Origin of the sequence: Leptospira interrogans (assembly GCF_900156205.1) — a bacterium.
Classification (GTDB): Bacteria; Spirochaetota; Leptospiria; order Leptospirales; family Leptospiraceae; genus Leptospira; species Leptospira interrogans.
Window position 1 is genome coordinate 1 of sequence record NZ_FTNA01000011.1, and the last position, 19930, is coordinate 19930.

The following is a 19930-nucleotide window of genomic DNA, read 5'->3' on the forward strand; positions in this document are numbered from 1 at the left end:
TGTTTGTGGTAGTTCCCACATTTTTAGAATGGATCTGTAAAATCGGTGTTTGTGGTAGTTCCCACATTTTTAGAATTGATCCGTAAAATCAGTGTTTGTGGATTTTTAGCACGAAAAACTTAGTCTATTCCAAATTCTAAACACCGACCTGCAGAGCGACCATAGAGGCGATACATTGAGTTTAGGAAGGTGTTTACTAAGTTTTTTTGAACCGCCCTGAGATTGAGTTTTACAAAAATACAGGAACTCATACGGAAATTACCCTTTTCCTTGTAAGTTTTTAAAGTAAAGTTTACAAGTTAGTGTAACAACCATTCTAAAACCGAATTTACAGTACAACTTTGGAACAAACAATATTATAGCTAAATTTATAAAAGCCTAAAGTGTCACCAAAACCATTAACAGAATATTAAAAATATATTATATAATAAAAATTAAATTCTTAAATATTTAGTTCATTTAAAATTTCGGAATACAACACAACGATTAGAATTTGTACCTTTTTCGTTATTCGAAACATTCCAACAATTGGAAAGTTTTGTAAACTTTTGATCGTTGATAAAAGTTGTTTCCCATTCCAAACCCGAACCGGATGCGGCCTGAATTACGTATTCGTCTAAATTAAAAACTGTCGGACCCTTTTTAATATCTCCTACTTCCATTACACAAATACCTTCCGGTTTTAGAACTCTGGAAAGTTCCTTCAAAGTATCATGAATAAAATCAGTCCAAGCGTTTAAGGTCGAAAATATACTCGGCTTTTTATGATCCGGAAGTTTAATATCTAAAAACCAGTAACGAAGCCAGTTATCTTCTTCATAATTTACCTTATCCAAAAAAGGAGGAGAAGTAATCACTAGATCTACAGTTCCATCCTGCAAAGATTCCAAATACAAAGAAGAATGATTTGTATAAAGATTTCTGCCCGAAAACTCATGATAAAACGGAGGAAGAGGAATTTTTAAATCTCGTTTCATCTTTTGAAGAATTCTAGATTTAATTTCCTTATATTCAGGTTTGATTCCCCTTTTTTGATTATTTCTACGCTGAGCCTCTGGAGGAATTGAAATCTGAGGAAAACTATAAACTGAAAAAAAACCATCGCTATGGCCATGAAGTCTAGAAAGAGCCGTAACTCCTAGATATTGAATTTCGGGTGAAAGATCCGTCAAAAGGATTCGTTTTAAATTTTTAATTTCGGTTAACGTATCTTTATGATAAAACGCAAGCAAATCCTTGTCTTCTTTTTCTTCCTTAGTTTTCTTTTTTAAATCCAAACGATTCAATATTTTTTCCATACTTTCTAAAGAAGGAATCGTCTGTCTGGATTTAGCAAGAAACAAAGACATCGGACTAATATCGTTGTGAATCGCGGAATGTCCGTCTAAATTCGCTTGAATCGAGGTAGTTCCTCTACCACCAAACGGATCTAAAACAATTCCCTTATGTTTGGAAAGATACTTATCTAAAAAAAACGCTGGAAGTTCCGGTTTAAAAGAAGCCCTGTAACTAACACTGTAATGAATGGAATGAGATTGTCTCTGACGAGAAGTCCAAAATTCTCCAATTTGAATCTTTCTTTCTTTTCTTTTGAGCGCAGTAGACATCCGAAAAACCTCGTATGAAAAGATTTTCGGCCTTCACTCGAATTTTCCTCTGAAGAAAAAAGGATCTCTTAATAATTACTGAAAACTATATAATCAGTACCCAATATTTTGCGCTCAAACGAGACTCATAACCACGACACTCCATTTTATAGTGATTGATAGAGTCGTTTCAGAATACCAACTTACTTTTAAAAAGATCACATTATCTTTTTGAAATGATTTTTAAAAACCCTTACCAAACATACTACTTAAAACGATAGAATCGTGTGTTACCATCGGAACATATACAAATTCGATTCTTTTTCTAAAGCGACATAGATTTTTAAAGTTAAACCTAGAAAATGTTTGAACTACTTCTTTTAGTTTTAGTTCAAACTATTACTTTAAATAGATTCTCATTGATGATAACGACACGACTGAGTACGAATATTTTATATCTAAACAACGCGAGTTCAGCGTAAGAAAAATTTTCTAAAAGTATGAGTCCCTACAATTTTAGAATTTGTTTCTAAAATTGTGATTTGTGAGAGTTCCCACATCATTTTACAGATAGATCTAAGTTTTGTGGTAGTTCCCACATTTAAAAAATCTATTTGTAGAGTTCAGATTCCAACTTTCAAAATTGTGAGTTTTTTACGCCGAACTCACGTTAAACAGGCTTTTGAAATAAAGATTCAAATTTATGTAAGAGTTCCCACAAATCATTAAGTCATCTTTTCGATTCCAAAATATTCGTTTTTTATAATTCAGTTTGTAATAGTTCCTAGAATTTCAAAACTGATTTATAAAATCTAAATTTGTAAGAGTTCCAACAAATCATTAAGTCATTTTTTCGATTCTAAAATCTTCGTTTTTTATAATTTAGTTTGTAATAGTTCCTAGAATTTCAAAACTAATTTATAAAATCTAAATTTGTGAGAGTTCCCACAGATTAAGTCTCATAATCATTTTATTATATATTGAATCTATAAAAAGCATCAGTCTTAAAACCTCATACTCCAATCAATACTTAAGAACTACAAAAGATGTTCAAATGTCAATGAGCCGACATAACATGATTTGTGAGAATTCTTACATTTTTTATAATCAACTCGCTAAAATGATTAAACCGATTTATTTTAAGTCTTTTGGAAAAACCCAAAACAATTTTTCATTTTTATAATAACCTCAAAACGGTGATTTTATACAAAAATTTGATCGGCCCAATTCTTTTTAGATTTTATAAAAGTTTCTCATAAAATCTAATAATCAATTTTCTAAGTTCAATTTATAGAATATAGTATTTCCTACATTTTTAAGAAAAAAAATTTTTACTACAAGACGTATAAAAAAGATTTTCAAGAAGAGCAGTAAATTTCTGAAAATATAAGTGGGACAATTCCAAAATTTATAACGTTTTTAAGAAAAAACTTACATTCCAACTTTTGGAACAAACCCATAATATTCTTTTTATGAGATCGTGTAATTAGAAAAAAATTTTTTGAAAGTATAAGATCTTTACGATCCTATATAATTTAGATTTCCAATCATTCCGGAAATGATTCAAAACAAAGGGTTCTTTCCTTTAAAAAAGAATGAAACTGTTTATGAGAAGCACACTCTTCTTCGGTACTGATAAAGTAGTCGTATCCACCGCCGGTCATTTTAATTCTACAGCACCCTTGAATACCTAATTTAGAAGAAGAATTTTTATCCGGTTCCTTTTTTTCCGTTTCCTTGGCAAATACAGTTCCACAAAAAATAAAAATAACCCATAACGTCATCCATTTCTTAAAATCTAATTTTACTTTCATTATAAAATCACCATAAAATCAAACGGCAATGATTTCAAATCTTCTTTTAGGATTTTATTTCACTGATAGGGATCAGGCAGTTTATATCCAAAAATCCAATTCTAACCACAATAAAATGTACTACTGAAAATTTGATAACGGAGTATCTTTTTATTATTTCAGACACACTAAAAATAAAAAACAATGGTTTCGCGAAAACCTAGAATCCGAATATAACACCTATTTCGGAATAAATGACTTTTTTAAGGGAAATATTATATTTCAACTTTTTCAAAAAACGAATAGTATTATTTTTATACATCTTTTTAATATTTAGAGTTATATCACAGAGTACCTAATATTTTGCACTGAAATAGGGTTTTGTAGTAAAAATTTATGATACTCAATTTTATAGAGATCAATAAAAATAGAATTTTAACGCTCTATTATATAATAGATCAGTATTAGAATTATTCTCTTTCAATTTCAAAAAGTTCTCTAAATAAAATTTTAAAAATTAGGAAATAAATTGCAATTCTAACTCTTCTATAAATATTGAAGTATTCATTTCAATTTTTAGGAACGTTATTTTATGAAATTTTTTAGACATTCTTTACAAAACGTTATCCAGTACAAAGTTCCATTTTTAATTTTAGTTTTTCTTTTACCAAGTTTGATTTTTGGAGAAACGATCCTTTTTAAATCTGGAGAAAGAGCTTATGGAACCGTAATCGACCAAGATTCAGAAACGGTTACAATTATTCGCGACGGAAAAAGAATCAAATTAGGAAAATCTAAAATTCTTAAAATCATTTTCAAAGAAATCAAAGACGAACAAGAAATCGCTAAAATTATAGAAATCGAAAAAAAGAAACTGAATAAAGAAGGTAAAAAAAGTGATAAAGAGGAACAACTAGATACGATCTATCTCGAACAGATGATTAAGGAGAATAGTTACAAAATCGTTCAGAAACGTTTAGCGCTACTGGAAAAATATTTAGAAGAAAGAGACGGTGACTGGGAAAGTTATATCACTGCAAAAAGAAATCCTTGGGAGCCAGTTTGGAAATCCGCTATCCTTCCTGGTTGGGGTCACAACACAATGAGACAAAACGGCTGGGGTGTTAGCTATTCCACTTTATTTTTCGTTTCCTTATTTTCTTATTTTGGACTAGACGCCGCCGAAAAAGATAGAACCAAAGCATACGATAAAAAGATAGAAAAAATTATAGGACAACAATTTACTACAGATCTACTTTTAGGTTCCAATACTTCTACGGTAACTTCTCCTGAATTAAATCTGGTTTTTGAATTTAACACTTTACGAAATTTGAATTCTCTCAATTCGATTCGTTCCGATGAAGCAGACTACAAAAAAGCAAAACATACTGCGGCTGGAGTTGCTATTGGAATTTATCTAATACAATTGACACACGCATATTTTACTGGAAAAACCTGGGCCCAAAATAACGTAATCCAAACTCCTACAGGAGAAAATGTTTCAGAAGGTTTTGGAGTTAGAGGAAATCCTCTGGTTTCTAAAGAAATTGCAGGTGGTGTAAAAAGTATAGACGTAGGTGGACAAATGCTCTATACAATATTTTTCTAATATTCACTATCCTGACACATGGAAATAAATACTAGAGTTGTTGAAAAATTCCATAATGGGGATCAACAAAATTACTTCAATTGTCCATTTCAATGAAACAGAAACGGATAGAGAATTTATTTTTCAACAACTCTACTATAAACTTTTTCTAAAAAGCTAAAATGCAAAATTTTTCTTAAAAAAGTTATAAATTCCAAGTTAGACTCAATTTGTGAGAGTTTATATATTTTCGTAAAATTAACCGTCAACTTTTGGTTAGCTTTGGAACTATCAATTCTTTCGAAGACAGTTTTACGATGACAAGAAATCAAGTCAAATCGAGACTTTGGCCAAGATTCTAAATTTCATATAACTCTGTTAAAACGAGAACAAAGAAACTAGAACGGTTTTAAATTGTCCAAATTCCTCTTCCACAAAAGTATGTAATAGAGTTGTTGAAAAATTCCATAGCAACAATTAACAAAACACTTCAATCGACCGTTCCATACAACGAAAACCGATAGAAAATTAATCTTTCAACAATTCTAATATACACCAGGGCCCAGACCGGGCTTTCAGTTCTGGTCAATCAATTGCATACAACAAACATAATATACTATTTCATCTTTAGTTTCAATATCTGTCGAGCGTCTATAGAAACGAGACACTGAGTTTGAAAGAGCGTAATTTTCCCGCTTCGATCCTTTTGCGCTATACCGGGTTCAAGTTAATTAAATTTTTATTATTTTAAAATAACATAATATATTTTTGTATTTTACAAGACGCCAGATCGAGATATTATAAATAAGATCATTTTTTTACGTTCTTATTTTAAGACTTAGGTAAAAGAAAAACTTTCATTTTTTTGTCTAAAAAACTTCCTTTTTGAATTCAACACAAATGTTGATTTTACTCATCAATCGGAAATAACAGAATCCATGAGAAATTTTTAAAACCTCAAGTCACAGACATAAAAAGTTCATCCTACGTTCTTATTGATCTCTATCAAATTGAGTAACGTAAATTTTTATTGCAAGACCCAGTTTTAGCGTAAAATACCAAGATTTTATTTTATAGTTTCAAATAAAAAAATCTAAAATCCTTTTCGAAAACGGTTCTCAAAAGTAGAATGGTTTTAGTATGAAACACACTCTAACTTCTAATAGAATGGCTGAACTCATTCGATACAGAAGACAAATTCACAAACATCCAGAACTTAGATATGAAGAAAATCAAACCTCTGACTACGTAATCAATCATCTCAAAGAATTAGGTCTTTCTTTTCAGGATAAGATCGCAAAAACCGGAGTAGTATCTTTAATCGATTCTGGTAAACCAGGAAAAACCCTTCTTGTACGTGCAGACATGGACGCTCTTCCTATATTCGAAGAATCTAATCAAGAATACAAATCGGTTCACGAAGGTGTGATGCACGCTTGTGGTCACGACGCTCATACTTCCATTCTTATGGGACTGGCAACGGAAATCAAAGAGAATATCCAATTCATTCTTCCCAAAGGAAAGGTGTTACTGGTATTTCAACCAGCAGAAGAAGGTGGTCAAGGTGCTGACAGAATGATTGAAGAAGGTATATTAGAAAAATATAATGTAGATGCTGCCCTAGCCCTACACGTATGGAATCATATTCCAATTGGAAAAATAGGAGTTGTAGATGGCGCTATGATGGCGGCTGTTGACGAATTTACGATTACAATATCAGGAATCAGTGGACACGGCGCCATGCCTCAACACACAGTGGACCCAATTGTAGTAGGTGCTCAAATCGTAAACTCGTTACAAACCATCGTTTCTAGAAATACTGACCCTTTAGATTCCTGCGTAGTAACCGTAGGAAGTTTTCATTCTGGAAATGCGTTTAACGTAATTCCAGAAACGGCGGAATTAAAAGGTACAGTTAGAACCTATTCTAAAAAGATGTTTGAAGAAGTTCCAGGAAAATTAGAAAGAGTGGTAAAAGGAATAGCTTCTGCATTAGGTGCCACTGTATCTATTCGTTACGAAAGAACGAATCAGCCTACAATCAACGATCCTAAAATGGCAAACATAGTACGTAAAGCTTCTTTGAACATTCTTGGCGAAGGAAGTTTAACAGAAGAAAACACAAAGTCCATGGGAGGAGAAGATTTCTCCGCGTTTCTGATGAAAGTTCCAGGTTGTTATTTTTTCGTAGGTTCTAGAAACGAAGAAAAGGGATTCGTTTATCCACACCATAGTTCTAAATTCGACATAGACGAAGATTCTCTCTCAATCGGTCTCAGCGTTCTTAAAGAAGCGATTAAGATTTATTTAGAAGAAAATTGATTTCTGCTAAATAATCATAATAAATTCATTAAATGCATGTTTGTTTGTAAAAATTATTTCGAACTTTTTGTGTTCAAAAATTTTTATCAATCTTACACAATTACTACTTCGACACATGAAAACAACGCTACTCTGAGCTTATTTTAAAACTTAAAATGTAGGATCTCGCACAAAAGAGGCATTTGCTCAAACTTTCTTATATTAAGCTCGGCATATTTAAGTTATTACTTAGTTTCTTTATTACTTAGAACTATAGAATATCTATTCATCCCTATTCAATTGAGTATCTAAATGTTTATTTCAAAGCGCCGTTTCATGCAAGTTCAATAGATCCGATGCGAAAGTGATTAAAATGTAGGAGAATTTTAGCAGAACGTTCTCCTAAACTAAAGCCTCTCGCTCTCTGAACTCAATACATCGTTTCCTGAATGCCAATTCTTAGAGGCATTCACTGAGTTTCCGAACGCTCTAATGGTCGCTCGAAGTAACTCAGCGTCTCGCTTCTATGGTCGCTCGAAGTAACTCAGCGTCTCACTTCTATGGTCGCTCGACAGATCGCATTCTACATTGAAACTTAAAGCGAAATATTACGTTTTTTTCATACATTTAATTGATTGCGCTGAAAGTTCGGTCCGGATTCACCACTATTTTCTTTTTATGAATCTACAAAATCGAGGTATAAACTATTAGATTAAGTATTTTATTATGCGGTATAAGTAATATTTTACACTCAGACTGGCTTTTGTGATAAAATTCGATTCTATCGTTTTGAGTAAAAATTGAAATAGACTTATTCTTTTGTTTTACTATCTTCTGGGTTATAAGTAACCTTTAATAGAGAGAGGTCATCTAAGATCACGCCAAACTTTATAATTTCCTCATATACTTTTCTAAGATCTGCATTTCCTTCTTCCACCCTTTTAAGAAACTGATTCTGATCCTCGTTGACGACCCGATTTCCTTCTTTTCCGACTAAAAGATCGTCCCTTCCATCCGATCCGATCACAATAGTATCACCTGGAAGCATTTGAAAATTTTTGATTACAAGATGTTCTTCGTTTTCCGGAATTCCTATCTTTCTAAGAGTCAATTCTTCTTCAATGTAACAAGCGACACCGTTCCGATAAAGAACCGTCCAAGGATGTTCCGCATTGATATAATAGAGAAGTCCCGTGTTCTCTTCAACCAATCCCAAGACAATGGAGATATACATAGAGCCATCAAAGGACTCAAAAATTTTTTGAAGTTCTAAAAATGCCTCTTCCAACCATTTTTCGGGTTGTTTGTTTTGATATAACGAAATTGAAGATCGAGTAAGAATCGTATTAAACACAGTCCCCAATACAAGCGCACCTCCTGCTCCTTGAATCGACTTTCCCATCGCATCCCCGTTCACAAACACGACGTATTTTTTTCCGCAAAGTTTTACGTTACCCGAAATCAAAATATCTCCTCCAATTTCATAGGTTCTATTTTTAAATTCGAAAGATTTTTTTTGTTTCGTATAAAATTCTGTTTTGATCACCTCGCTCGTGTTTTTATTTGAAGATAAAGGATTGATTAAAAGAGAGGTAAGAAAATAGTCCGCGTCTTGTTGAACTTTCAATCGATTGACTTGTTCTAAAGAAAGTCTTAATTCTTCAGTTCTTTGTTCTACTTTTTTTTCTAGACCCAGATTGAGTTCCTCCACTTCCTCGTTTAATCGAACAAATTTATTGGCAAGGATCGTAGCAATGCTTAAAATAAAAAATAGAAAAGAATAACCTACGAGCCTCGGAAAAACAAATACATTTCTTGCACCCAAAGTGTCCAAAATTGCCGCAAATACCGTAATCAAAACCCCAATTAAAATTAAAAAAGCGTCTCTATCTTTTGCAATCACACGGCGGATCAAGTGATTCAATGTTATTCCTAAATAAAGAATCCAACCGTATTGAACTAAATTTTTATTTATAAAATTATAATGTTCTACATTATTAGAAAAAAAATAAAAAATAGCAAAAGAAACATACAGACCATCTAATACTTTTAGAATAGTCGTTTTCGGGTATTTAAAATACAGACGAATAAAGTTTGCAAAAAGCGGAACCAGGGTGGCGAGAACCATATATTCTAATTTTTTCATATAAATGAACTCGATCCCTAAATCATACTTAATCTGATTTCTTAAAAATTGATATAAAACGAGCAAAATCGTAAATAAACCGTAGTATAAATTTTCACGGTCGGCCCTACGACGCAAATAAAGAAAAAGGAAATATACACCCGCAGTTGTATAAATCATTAATAAAAGAATTTTAATATACTCAGTTTCAAGCAGTTCTTTCTGAATTAACAACGAATCTCCAATTGCAGTTTTATCCTGTTCAATTCCTATTTCTTTCTGAAAGTATTTTTTGACTTCGATTATAAGTATATTTACTTCATCCTTACGTATCAGACCGTTTGGAATTTGATAAATTCGAATTTTATCATATGCTTGAGGTAAAGTAGAATTCATATCTCCAGTTTCGCCAATCAAGGTTCCATTTAAATACGTTTTATCCTTATCTGTCAGAGTTCCTAAACGAACGGCAAGCCCTGAACCTTTCCAATTTTTTGGAGCGATAAACTTTTTAACTATAAATGCAGTTTGAATAGATTCCTCAGGAAGTATATACACCCCAGGAGCCTCGTAAGCTTCTAGCTGAATATTAGAATTCTTTTGACCTTTCAAATATGAATCAGAAAAGGCAACCGGATCTATTTTTTGTAGAGTGATTTCCCAACCATGTTCTTTTGTAGAATCCAAACTAACAATTTCGTCTAACGATTGTATTTTTTGAATCGACTCGGAAGAAACAGAAAATATAATCAGAAAATAAAATAGAAAATGTTTCGATAGAACACCAAAAAACATTCTATAAAAATTAGAGAACATTTTTGCAAAAAACGAAACTATGCTAAAAGATTTCAAGAGCCATAACTTATTATCTTTCATTTTTACAAATCTCAAAAAGGAATATTGAATTTTTTTAAGTTTGATTTTTTGTGATTCTTTAATTAAAATAAAAAAACAATTCTCCAACCCAAAAAACAATACAACTTAGGTTTTCCCGGTTTCGACAAGAGTTTTTTAGAGTTTACGTTTAATAAAAAGAAAACTTTCCGATAAACGGTATTTAAATTTTTATCACAAAACCTCTAAGAAGCTACGATTGTAATCTCGATTCTATATAATAGAATACGATGAATTTTCAAACAAATCTCAGTTTAGAGACAGAGTTTTGGTATTCTATTATATAAACTTTGAATCATTTCTCCAAAAACTAAATGTTCGTTTAGCTTCCAGTTTTTTGAATCAAGGTCGGATCTCCGGTATCCCCTTCAAGTTTGTCTAAAATTGGATTTTCCGCATATCTAGATTCCGGATAAAGATCTGTCTCCAATAATAGTTTTACAAACATTTTGCACATCGAAACTCCGTATAGAAAGGAGAGTCTTTTAAGCTCTATCCAATCATCCTCAAATGGTCGAAAAGAATATCTCTGTAATTCGAGTTTTTGTTCTTGATAACTAATTTTATTTCTCGAAGTCTGTTTCGGTACCAATATTAAGAATGGTCTTTTATGAATACATTGATTTAAGAGTAATCTCAAAGAACCTGCTTTTTGAATTCTTTTACCCAAATGAGAAACCAATTCCTTAGGAATATTGAAGTCAGATGGTGCTCCCAGTTTTTTTAGATGTTTTTGGAAATTTTGGAGTTTTTGCTCGGTTCGATCTTTTCCGAAACGGTTTGGTTTTAATAATTTTAAATGTTTGGATGGTTGTTTTGATTTTTTAATATTCATACCGTTACCGGTTCCAATAATCATTTTGTCGGCTCTGTTTTTTGAATTTTTTTTCTTTTATTCTTATTTTTTTAATATAACTTTTATATTACAAATGAATATTATAATATTTGTATTTTTTGAAAATATAATATTTAAATTACAAAATTTTTCTTTGATTATGTCTTATTTTAGTCATGAATTTGGGTCGAAAGACCGCCTTAAAATCAAATTACAATAGAGTTGAAAATTGCCGTTTTAAATAACGCAAATTCGGAGTAATAAATCCGTTTTATTCATAGGTTAATTTTTTCGTAAAAAAAATAGAGGTGAGAACTCTCACAAATCGTAGATTACCAGTTAAACTTTGAAAATTGTGGGAACACTCCTATGAAATACAAAAAGAATCATCCCCAATCAGATTTTTACACAAAACCGCCGTTTTGCGACCATCATCAAAGCTTAAGTCCCATTTTAACGTGAATTCGATTAAGAAAAAATTTTCTAAAAGTGTGAGTTCCTACAATTTTAGAATTTGTTCGTAAAATCATGATTTGTGAGAGTTCCCACATCATTTTACAGACAAGCCTAAGTTTTATAATAGTTCTTGCAGTTGAATATGATAGATTCAATTACTATAAACTTCTATTTTATCAATTGTGGTAGTTCCTACATTTAAAGAATCAATCTGTAAAGTTCAGATGATTCCCCAACTTTTTTCAGAACTATAAATTCTTTACGCTGAACTTACGTTAAGTATGTGACTTTTGTTAGAATCCATGAAAAGTATTTAACCCGGTGATGATGGAAAAAAATAGAGTATTTCTTTTAGAAGAAATTAACTGGATAAGTAAAATTTCTGAATTTTGGAATTTTTGATTTTTAGAATCCTTCCAAAAAGACTTTGCAGAACCTTTATTTATATTTTCATCAAAAGTAAGAAGCATCACGAAAAAATTACAAATAGAAACACCATAATAACGGGCCACGAGTCTTAATTCCGCCCAATCTGCAGCGTTAGGTCGAAAAGAAAAACGGACTAGTTCAAGTTCGGTTTCTTGATATAATGTTTTTTCTTTTTCAGGCTGAGCAAAAAGGGAATGTAATCGATTGCGATTTTTCTTTAAAAGAAAATGCAGAGTACATTTTAGAGATTTAAACTGTGAAATTCGCCTTGTTAAATGTGGAATTTTTACTCTTGGGATCCAAAGATCAGATGGAGAATCTCTTTTTCTTTTTGAAATCGATTTTTTATCAGTAATGAATTTTGATTTTTTTTGTTCATTTCTGAGATTACGAATATGTTGAGAAGAAGTTTGATCTTTTTTTATCATACTTCTTACAGTTCTAGGTTAATTACTATCGTTCGTATTTTTCAGAATTTAATGAAAAATAATTCATAAATTTAAAAATTTTTTAATCAGCCGGAGTTCCTACCATTAAACTATTACTGCTTACGATAAAGTTAAGTATCATAAACTTTTATCATAAAACAAATTTTAGTACTACTATATAATTCTGAGTAATAACAAAACGTAACAGTTCCCACAAAATTAAATCTTTTGTCATTAGTTTATAACTTTAGAACGTACTTCCGTCCTTAAAAATTGTAAGACTCCCACATACTCAAGTTCTTAGATAAACTTTAAAAATAATCAGGAAAAGGTTTTTCTTAAATTTCAAGTTCAGTTTTTGAGAGATTCTATTTCATCAATTTCTTTGGGAATCAAAGACGTAAGATTTACTGGGTTTTGACCTTGAACCAAAACATCGTCTTCTATCCGAATCCCTATCCCTCTAAATTTTTCTGGAATTGTAAGATCAGTAGGATCAAAATAAAGCCCCGGTTCAATCGTAATTACCTGACCGTCCTGCAAAGACCAAGAAGCTCCGTCTTTATAATAGGAACCTACATCGTGCACATCCATACCTAGATAATGACTGGTTCTATGCATATAATATTTTTTGAATGTATTTTGCTCTAAAATGAAATCCATAGAACCTTCCAAAAGGCCTAAGTCTTTCAAACCTTCTACAAGAGTTTTAACGGCTTGATTATGGATCGAAGCAAATTCCACTCCTTCCTTCGTATTGGAAACAGCTTCTTTCTGTGCTCTCAAAACCACTTCGTAGACCGCCTTTTGTTCAGGAGAAAATTTTTTTCCTACGGGAAAGTTACGAGTCACGTCTGCAGTATAATATCCTTTTTCAGCCCCGCTGTCCACCAACACAAGATCTCCTGGTTTCAACTGACAGTTGTTAGACGTATAATGAAGAATGGTTGCGTTTTTTCCACTTGCGACGATATGTCCGTAACCGCCCCCCCAAGCCCCGTGTTTTAAATATTCAGATTCTAAAATCGCTTCGAGTTCATATTCAAACATTCCAGGTTTAGATTCTCTCATCAATCTTACATGACCTAAAGCAGTGATTCTTGCAGATTCTCGAAGAGCTTCTATTTCCACGGCAGACTTAAACATTCTCATCCAATGTAAAAAATCCGGAGTTTCAATCCTTTTAGGACCGAACTTGCCTTCTCTGGATCTTTGATTGAGAGAATAAATCCATTCGATAAGTTTAGAATCACGAACCAAATTTTTTCCAAAAAAATGAAACAAAGTATGTTGGTTGAGTAAAATTTCATCCAGCTTTGATTCCCATTCGTTCGTATCAAAAGACTCGTCCAAACCTAACAGTTCTTTCGCTTTTTCTTTCCCGATTCTAATTCCGGTCCAGATTTCTTTATCTTTATCTTTTGGAAGTACAAAAATCGATTTATAAGAATTTTTTAATATTAGAATTCCATCCGATTCCTCAATACCAGTTAGATAATAATAATCGGAGTCCTGGCGAAATTTATATTCTACGTCCCGATTTCGGATTAAATGAGAAGCCGCAAAGACGATCAAAACCTCACCATCTTTTAATCTTTTTTGAACTTTTTCGATTCGTTCCGAATAAATATATGAAGTCATTTTACATTTCCTTGTTCTAATTGGACTGCTACTTCAAACATTTTATTGGTATCTTGTTCCTTCATACAACGAAAATGTCCTTCAGGACAAGTTCTACCACCGTGAATCCCACAAGGTCTACAAGTAAGTCCATGAATCTCAGAGATAAAAGAAAGATCAGCAAGTGGAGTATAACCAAAATCCGGAACCGTAGCCCCAAAAACTGCCAAAGTAGGAATGTTAAATGCAGAAGCAAAATGAATCGGAGAAGAATCATTACTGATAACCAAAGCCGCTTTAGAAACTAAAAACGAAAGTTCTGGTAAATTTGTTTTTCCCGCAAAATTAATTGCGTAACCAGAACCTACTTCTTCGCAAAGATCTAAATCTGCTTTGGATCCAATTAAAACCACCTCCTTACCGGTTTCCTTAAAAATACGTTCCCCTAAAACTCTAAACTTAGAAGCAGGCATCCGTTTGGTTTCCCAGACGGAACTAGGAGCAAGTAAAACGTAATTTCCAGATTCAAGTCTGTTCTCTTTCATCAATTCACGAATTCTAAAAACGGATTCTTCTTTCCAATAAAGCTCAGGGCGCTTTTGAATATTAGAATATTCTTCTTTACTGTATAATAAAGAAAACAGTTTTTCTACCTCGTGCATTCCTAAAATAGGTCTTGGAATTTTTTTAGTTAGCAAAAAAGAAAAACCCGCTGTTTCGTATCCAATTCTTTCCTTGGCGCCACTTGCAAATCCGATCAAAGTAGAACGAAAAGAAAAATGAGGCAAAATACAAAGTGTATAATTTTCTTTTCGAAGTTCTCTCAGAAAGGAAAAAAATTTCCAAATAGATTTTTTGAATTCCTTCTTATCCAAAGGAATCAGACTATCTATATAAGGATTTGCCTCAAGTACACTTTCGGTTCCTTTATTAACCACAACCGTAAGATATGAGTTCGGGTATTTTTTTTTGACTTCTCTAAAGAAAGAAGTCGTTAAAATCAAATCTCCTAAAAAAGCGGTTTGAATCAAAAGTATTTTTTCGTTCACGTTCAATTCCGTTTTAAACTTTAGAAAGAATCGTAGCAAAATTATTCACACCCAAACCTCCGATAGAAAGAGCCAAACCGTTTTGAAAACGTTCTTTTTTAAACATCCAACTTTGTAATTCAGCAATTTGTGCCAGCCCAGAAACTCCCACTGGATGACCTCTGGTTTTTAAACCTCCCGATGCGTTGATAGGAAGTTGTCCTTCTGGATGAGTTTTTCCCTCTTTCACATAACGCAATGCAGAACCTCTCGGAAAAAGTTTCGCATCCTCTGCTCCTATCAACTCAAAAGGTGTAAAAGCGTCGTGCAACTCTGCAATTTGAATCTGCTCCGGTTTTAAATTTGCCTCTTTGTATGCGCCTTGAAACGCGGTTACACTAGAGCTAAAACTTAAATCTCCCGGCGGATTGGAAAGATTTCCGATCCCGTGCCCAATTCCACGTATTTCTAAAGATCGAGAAGATTTTGTTTTTTCGGAACTCAGTAAAACCGCACAACTTCCATCGGAAAGAGGAGAAATATCGTAAAGACAAAGTGGACTTGTAAACACAGGAGAATTAAAATATTCTACTTCTGTAATATTTTTTTTGATATGGGCCTTTTCGTTTTTAAGTCCGTTATCGTGTAACTTTTTAGAAAGTAAATAAAGATCCCTACGATCATATCCGTACTGTTGCAGATAACGTGTAGCGATCATTCCTCCTCCTTGAGCCATGGACATAGCAAAACCTTTTTGTCGTTCCGATAAAACACTTCCTAAAAGAAGATTGTTCTCTTCTCTTTCAAGACGACTCATCACTTCGGTAGCAATTATAATTCCTCTTTGAAACGCTCCAGAACGAAGTAAATAAACAGCGGTATGAAGAGCACTTGCACCGGAAGAAGAAGCAGTCTCTGTGCGAATCGTAAATAAATTTTTCAAACCAAGACTTTCTTTGATCCGAGCAGAAACAAACACCTCTCCCGTATAACGTTCCGGAGCCATCGCTGCAAAAATAAGAAACTGAGGTTCAAACTCAGAATTTCTTTCCAAAAGTTGAATTGCTGTTTGATAAGAAAGAGAATGATAATCAAGTTCAGTCTTTCCAAAATGACTGAGTTCAGAATCAATAATAAAAGCAGATGAATACATCGGGTCTATGTTTTTAAAAATTGTGAGATTGAAAATCAAAAAAAATTAAATAACACAAGTAAGACGACTTTTCATCCATGTTTATAAACTATCCTTGCAAAATTAAGAATGATTTTTATACTGAAATGATCACAAGGAGAAATAAAATGAAAGGTAATAAAGAAGTACTCGAAATTTTAGGCGAAGTGCTTTCTGCAGAACTGACTGCGATCAATCAGTATTTCATTCATGCTAAGATGAATAAGAACTGGGGCTTTAAAAAACTTGCAGACTTTATGAAACGCGAATCGATAGACGAAATGAAACACGCCGACGAAGTGATTGATCGTATTCTTTATTTAGACGGAGTGCCCGATCTTCAAAGATACATGAAGATTAATGTAGGAAATAATATAGAAGAAATTTTGAAAGTAGATTTAGAATTGGAATATGCGGCAGTAGAAAGATTCAATCGCGGAATTGTAATCGCGGTTAAAAATAACGATAATGGTACAAGAGAATTATTTGAAAAGATTTTGATCTCGGAAGAAGAACATATCGATTGGATAGAATCTCAACAAGAAATCATTCGTCAAATCGGCGTTGAAAATTATCTTGCACAACAAATAGAGTGACAAATTTTAAAAAACCAATTCCTAAAAAATCCCTCCGGTTAAAATCAAAAAGATCTGATAGAAAAAATTTTTCGAACGATCCAAGGCAAAAACAAAATCCTTTAAAATCGGAATGGGATTTTTCAAAACCGGATTCTTTTGAATATCACGCTTCTTGTCCAGATGGTCTTTCTGGGCTGTTGCGAGAAGAAGTAATAGAAGCCGGTTTAAAGATCATCTCAGAAAACAGAGGTGGAATTTTTTTTCAAGGTCCAGCAAAAGCCTTAAAAGAATTTATTCTTTCTACTGGAATCGCGTCCGGAATCAGCATTTCGTTAAAATATTGGAGAGTAGAAAACCCGGAAGATCTTTACGATCAAGCACTTCAATTTCCTTTTGAGAAAATTTTAAATTCAGAACATTCTTTGAGAATCGATTCTGCTACTAAAGATTCCTTAAAAGATTCACGTTATGCGACATACAAACTGAAAGATGCAATCTTTGACCGTTTTCGCTCTAAGGGAAAAGAACCTCCAAAAATTTCAAGGGAAGAACCAGATTTTTTATTCTATCTACGTTCTCATTCTGATCACGCAAAACTTTCTTTAGGTTTAAACACAAGACCTCTTCAACAGAGAGGACACGGTAGAATTGGAGGGGAAGCACCCATTCGAGAAATTCTAGCTTCCGCTTTGATTCGTTATTCCGGATGGGACGCCAAATCACAGTTATACGACCCATTCTGTGGTTCAGGAACAGTTGTAGTAGAGGCTGCGCTCAAACTTCTATATGGAGGCCATACCAATTATAGAAGTTTAGCGTCTTCTCTTCCGTTTCAAAAACTTTTCGGACAGCCAAACTTTAAAGAGAATTTAAATCTTTCTTCGGAAATAAAAATATTTGCTTCCGATTTAGATCCAAAGACTCTTGGGTTGGCTAGGTTAAACGCAAAAAATGCGGGAGTGGATCATTTGATTCATTTTTTCGAATCAGATGCAAAGATTTCCGAAAACGAGGAAAAAATTTCCGAAGGTTTTATTGTAACAAATCCTCCTTACGGGGTTCGTTTAGGAACTAAAGAAGAAGCCAAAGAAGCTTACTTGGCTTGGGGTAAAAAACTAAAAGATCACTTTTCGGGAAATGTTCTTGCGATCGTCTGTGGAGATACTTCTCTTTTAGGTTTTCTAAAATTAAAAAAAGACAAAGAACAATCTCTAACGATTGGAAAGTTAAAAGGAAAATTAGTTGCCTACACTTTAGGTAGATAATCCAATCGATTCGGAATGAATCATCAAGAAATTCTACTAAAACTTTTAGAAGTTACTGAGAATACTCAAGATTCGTTTCAGTTTTTAAAACGATTTCGTTCCATCGAACCTGAAAAGTTTGCTGTGATCTATGCCGATTCCTCTACTCTGATGGAATCGGCAGAAGCTCTTCTTTATAATCTCAAACTACTTCACAAGTTAGATTTATTTCCAGTTGTAGTTTTGGATAAGGACGGAATTTCTTACACCAATCTATTTTATAGAAATCAAAACAAAGATGATACTCCCTCAATTTTACCTGGAAAATTATTCAGACATCCTCAGGATTTAGCGGGTGCGGTTCGTTCCGCTTTAGATGAAGAAAAACTTCCTGTTTTTATAGCGGAAGAAAAAGGTCAGGTTCTTTTCAATTTTTTAACTAAACTTTGTTCCATTCTTCGTACTAAAAAATTGGTTCATCTTTATTCCAGAGGTGGGGTTTATTTAAAAGGAAATAAAATTTCCATTTTCGACGTTGATTCCTCCATAAAACCGGATCCAGAAGACGAATCCATTTTATCTATCTGTTTAGAACTTTATAAAAATGTAAAGGATAAGGATTTTGAAATCGCGATCACTTCTGCGTCTTCACTTCTCAAAGAATTATTTACAATCAAAGGAAGTGGAACTCTTTTAAGAAGAAAGAACCGTATCGATTTTATTGAAGATCCTCTTACAGTTTCCAGTGAGAAGTTAAATCTTTTGATCGAAAAGGCATTTCAAAAATCTCTTAAAAAAGATTTTTGGAATCAAAAGTTTGCCGGAATCCTTTTAGAATCTGAATTTAAAGGATGTGCGTTAGTAAAAAACACTTCTTTTGGTACGTTTCTATCTAAGTTTGCAGTAGATGAAATTGCGAGGGGAGAAGGAGTTGGAAGAGACATTTGGGACGAACTAATCTATAGATTTCCAATTTTATTTTGGAGAGCAAGAAAAGAAAATACGATTTCAAAATGGTATATGAAAGTATGCGACGGTATGCAAAAAGAAGGGATTTGGATTTACTTCTGGATCGGAGTTCAAGAAATCCAAGTGCCTAATATTTGCTCTTTTCTCAAAAACCTCCCAGAAGATATGTCGAGCACCTAAAATGCGACCCATAGAAAGTCATCACCAACCCCACAAGTTAATAGGATTTTAGAATCAGAAGACTCCCAAAGGCACATTTTTCAAGTGTTCCGACAAGAATGAGTCTTTTTACTTGCAAAAAGTATGTTTTTCTGATAAAGAAAACCTCCCCCACCCAAAAATAGGAAAAACTCAACACAACGCTTTCCTCAAACTCAATGCATCGCTCCCTAAGGGTCGCTCTGCAGGTCGCGTTGGAAAACTCAACACAACGCTTTCCTATGGGTCGCGTTGTGGGGTGGGAACTAAGTTTTACAGAAGATTTTGTCGTAATTCCGACGATAGATCTTGAGATCCAATTATTTGTGGGGTTGGTTATGATAGAAAGTGTTTTACTGAGTTTGAACGCCGGTCTATCTCGCGCCCTGGAAAACTCAGGCGTCTCACTTCCATTGGCGCTCAACGGGAAGCGAGATTTAAGTTTAGGAAATGTTTGTTGAGTTTTTCGAACGATCCCCGTGAGATTGAGTTTTACAAAAATGTAGGAACTATTACGAAAATTGAACGAGATTAGAACTGCTTGAAAATTCGTAAATTAACGTGAGTTCGATGTAAAAAATCTATGGTTCATTTTTCTAAAAAAAATGTGATCTCGATTCCTAAAATGTGGGAACTCCCGCAAATCACGATTTTACGAACAAATTCTAAAATTGTAGGAGCTCATAC

The 19930-nt window shown here is 33.2% G+C and carries 14 protein-coding genes; 6 read left to right on the forward strand and 8 right to left on the reverse strand.

Annotation, left to right across the window (positions count from 1 at the left end):
- Positions 1–455: 455 nt before the first annotated feature.
- On the reverse strand, positions 456–1607 hold the full coding sequence (locus tag BW942_RS10450; protein WP_000100876.1) for a class I SAM-dependent methyltransferase: 1152 nt from the start codon (positions 1605–1607) through the stop codon (positions 456–458).
- Positions 1608–3133: 1526 nt separating this feature from the next.
- On the reverse strand, positions 3134–3400 hold the full coding sequence (locus BW942_RS10460; RefSeq protein ID WP_000865214.1) for an LIC_11321 family protein: 267 nt from the start codon (positions 3398–3400) through the stop codon (positions 3134–3136).
- Between the two features lie 571 nt (positions 3401–3971).
- On the opposite strand from BW942_RS10460, the gene BW942_RS10465 reads away from it, so the two are divergent.
- On the forward strand, positions 3972–4988 hold the full coding sequence (locus BW942_RS10465) for an LA_0442/LA_0875 N-terminal domain-containing protein (RefSeq protein WP_000667978.1): 1017 nt from the start codon (positions 3972–3974) through the stop codon (positions 4986–4988).
- Between the two features lie 1119 nt (positions 4989–6107).
- Positions 6108–7289 (forward strand): M20 family metallopeptidase, encoded by a 1182-nt coding sequence (locus BW942_RS10480; RefSeq protein WP_000683294.1) that lies wholly within the window; start codon positions 6108–6110, stop codon positions 7287–7289.
- A gap of 790 nt (positions 7290–8079) precedes the next feature.
- Here BW942_RS10480 and BW942_RS10485 read toward each other — a convergent pair.
- From BW942_RS10485 to BW942_RS10515, 6 genes are all read right to left on the reverse strand, one after another.
- Positions 8080–10368: a SpoIIE family protein phosphatase gene (locus tag BW942_RS10485; RefSeq protein WP_000464920.1), complete on the reverse strand. Its 2289-nt coding sequence runs from the start codon at positions 10366–10368 to the stop codon at positions 8080–8082.
- A 241-nt stretch (positions 10369–10609) separates the two neighbouring features.
- Positions 10610–11146, reverse strand: a complete 537-nt coding sequence (locus BW942_RS10490; RefSeq protein ID WP_000583497.1) for a DUF1564 family protein — start codon at positions 11144–11146, stop codon at positions 10610–10612.
- A 725-nt stretch (positions 11147–11871) separates the two neighbouring features.
- A complete protein-coding gene (locus tag BW942_RS10500) occupies positions 11872–12435 on the reverse strand; it encodes a DUF1564 family protein (RefSeq protein WP_000591544.1) in 564 nt (187 codons plus the stop codon).
- A gap of 351 nt (positions 12436–12786) precedes the next feature.
- Positions 12787–14076 (reverse strand): aminopeptidase P N-terminal domain-containing protein, encoded by a 1290-nt coding sequence (locus BW942_RS10505; RefSeq protein ID WP_000205143.1) that lies wholly within the window; start codon positions 14074–14076, stop codon positions 12787–12789.
- A complete protein-coding gene (locus BW942_RS10510; protein ID WP_033108310.1) occupies positions 14073–15104 on the reverse strand; it encodes a glycosyltransferase family 9 protein in 1032 nt (343 codons plus the stop codon). The genes BW942_RS10505 and BW942_RS10510 overlap by 4 nt, the downstream gene beginning before the upstream one ends.
- Before the next feature lie 13 nt (positions 15105–15117).
- On the reverse strand, positions 15118–16236 hold the full coding sequence (locus tag BW942_RS10515; RefSeq protein ID WP_000287368.1) for a thiolase family protein: 1119 nt from the start codon (positions 16234–16236) through the stop codon (positions 15118–15120).
- A gap of 146 nt (positions 16237–16382) precedes the next feature.
- On the opposite strand from BW942_RS10515, the gene bfr reads away from it, so the two are divergent.
- The 4 genes from bfr to BW942_RS21445 all read left to right on the forward strand — a co-directional run bounded on the left by bfr (position 16383) and on the right by BW942_RS21445 (position 19704).
- Positions 16383–16850, forward strand: a complete 468-nt coding sequence (bfr, locus tag BW942_RS10520) for a bacterioferritin (protein WP_000677991.1) — start codon at positions 16383–16385, stop codon at positions 16848–16850.
- Entirely contained in the window at positions 16847–18097 is a 1251-nt protein-coding gene (locus BW942_RS10525; RefSeq protein WP_000181059.1) for a THUMP domain-containing class I SAM-dependent RNA methyltransferase, read from the forward strand. The genes bfr and BW942_RS10525 overlap by 4 nt, the downstream gene beginning before the upstream one ends.
- A 15-nt stretch (positions 18098–18112) precedes the next feature.
- Entirely contained in the window at positions 18113–19225 is a 1113-nt protein-coding gene (locus tag BW942_RS10530) for an acetylglutamate kinase (RefSeq protein ID WP_001016365.1), read from the forward strand.
- Positions 19226–19422: 197 nt separating this feature from the next.
- On the forward strand, positions 19423–19704 hold the full coding sequence (locus tag BW942_RS21445; RefSeq protein WP_000555080.1) for a hypothetical protein: 282 nt from the start codon (positions 19423–19425) through the stop codon (positions 19702–19704).
- The last annotated feature ends 226 nt before the right edge of the window (positions 19705–19930 follow it).

What these genes read in the sequence shown, in the direction of transcription:
- BW942_RS10450 (WP_000100876.1), bottom strand. Translation starts at nt 1,607, where the DNA reads ATGTCTACTGCGCTCAAAAGAAAAGAAAGAAAGATTCAAATTGGAGAA.
- BW942_RS10460 (WP_000865214.1), bottom strand. Translation starts at nt 3,400, where the DNA reads ATGAAAGTAAAATTAGATTTTAAGAAATGGATGACGTTATGGGTTATT.
- BW942_RS10465 (WP_000667978.1), top strand. Translation starts at nt 3,972, where the DNA reads ATGAAATTTTTTAGACATTCTTTACAAAACGTTATCCAGTACAAAGTT.
- BW942_RS10480 (WP_000683294.1), top strand. Translation starts at nt 6,108, where the DNA reads ATGAAACACACTCTAACTTCTAATAGAATGGCTGAACTCATTCGATAC.
- BW942_RS10490 (WP_000583497.1), bottom strand. Translation starts at nt 11,146, where the DNA reads ATGATTATTGGAACCGGTAACGGTATGAATATTAAAAAATCAAAACAA.
- BW942_RS10500 (WP_000591544.1), bottom strand. Translation starts at nt 12,435, where the DNA reads ATGATAAAAAAAGATCAAACTTCTTCTCAACATATTCGTAATCTCAGA.
- BW942_RS10505 (WP_000205143.1), bottom strand. Translation starts at nt 14,076, where the DNA reads ATGACTTCATATATTTATTCGGAACGAATCGAAAAAGTTCAAAAAAGA.
- BW942_RS10515 (WP_000287368.1), bottom strand. Translation starts at nt 16,236, where the DNA reads ATGTATTCATCTGCTTTTATTATTGATTCTGAACTCAGTCATTTTGGA.
- bfr (WP_000677991.1), top strand. Translation starts at nt 16,383, where the DNA reads ATGAAAGGTAATAAAGAAGTACTCGAAATTTTAGGCGAAGTGCTTTCT.
- BW942_RS10530 (WP_001016365.1), top strand. Translation starts at nt 18,113, where the DNA reads ATGAATCATCAAGAAATTCTACTAAAACTTTTAGAAGTTACTGAGAAT.
- BW942_RS21445 (WP_000555080.1), top strand. Translation starts at nt 19,423, where the DNA reads ATGCATCGCTCCCTAAGGGTCGCTCTGCAGGTCGCGTTGGAAAACTCA.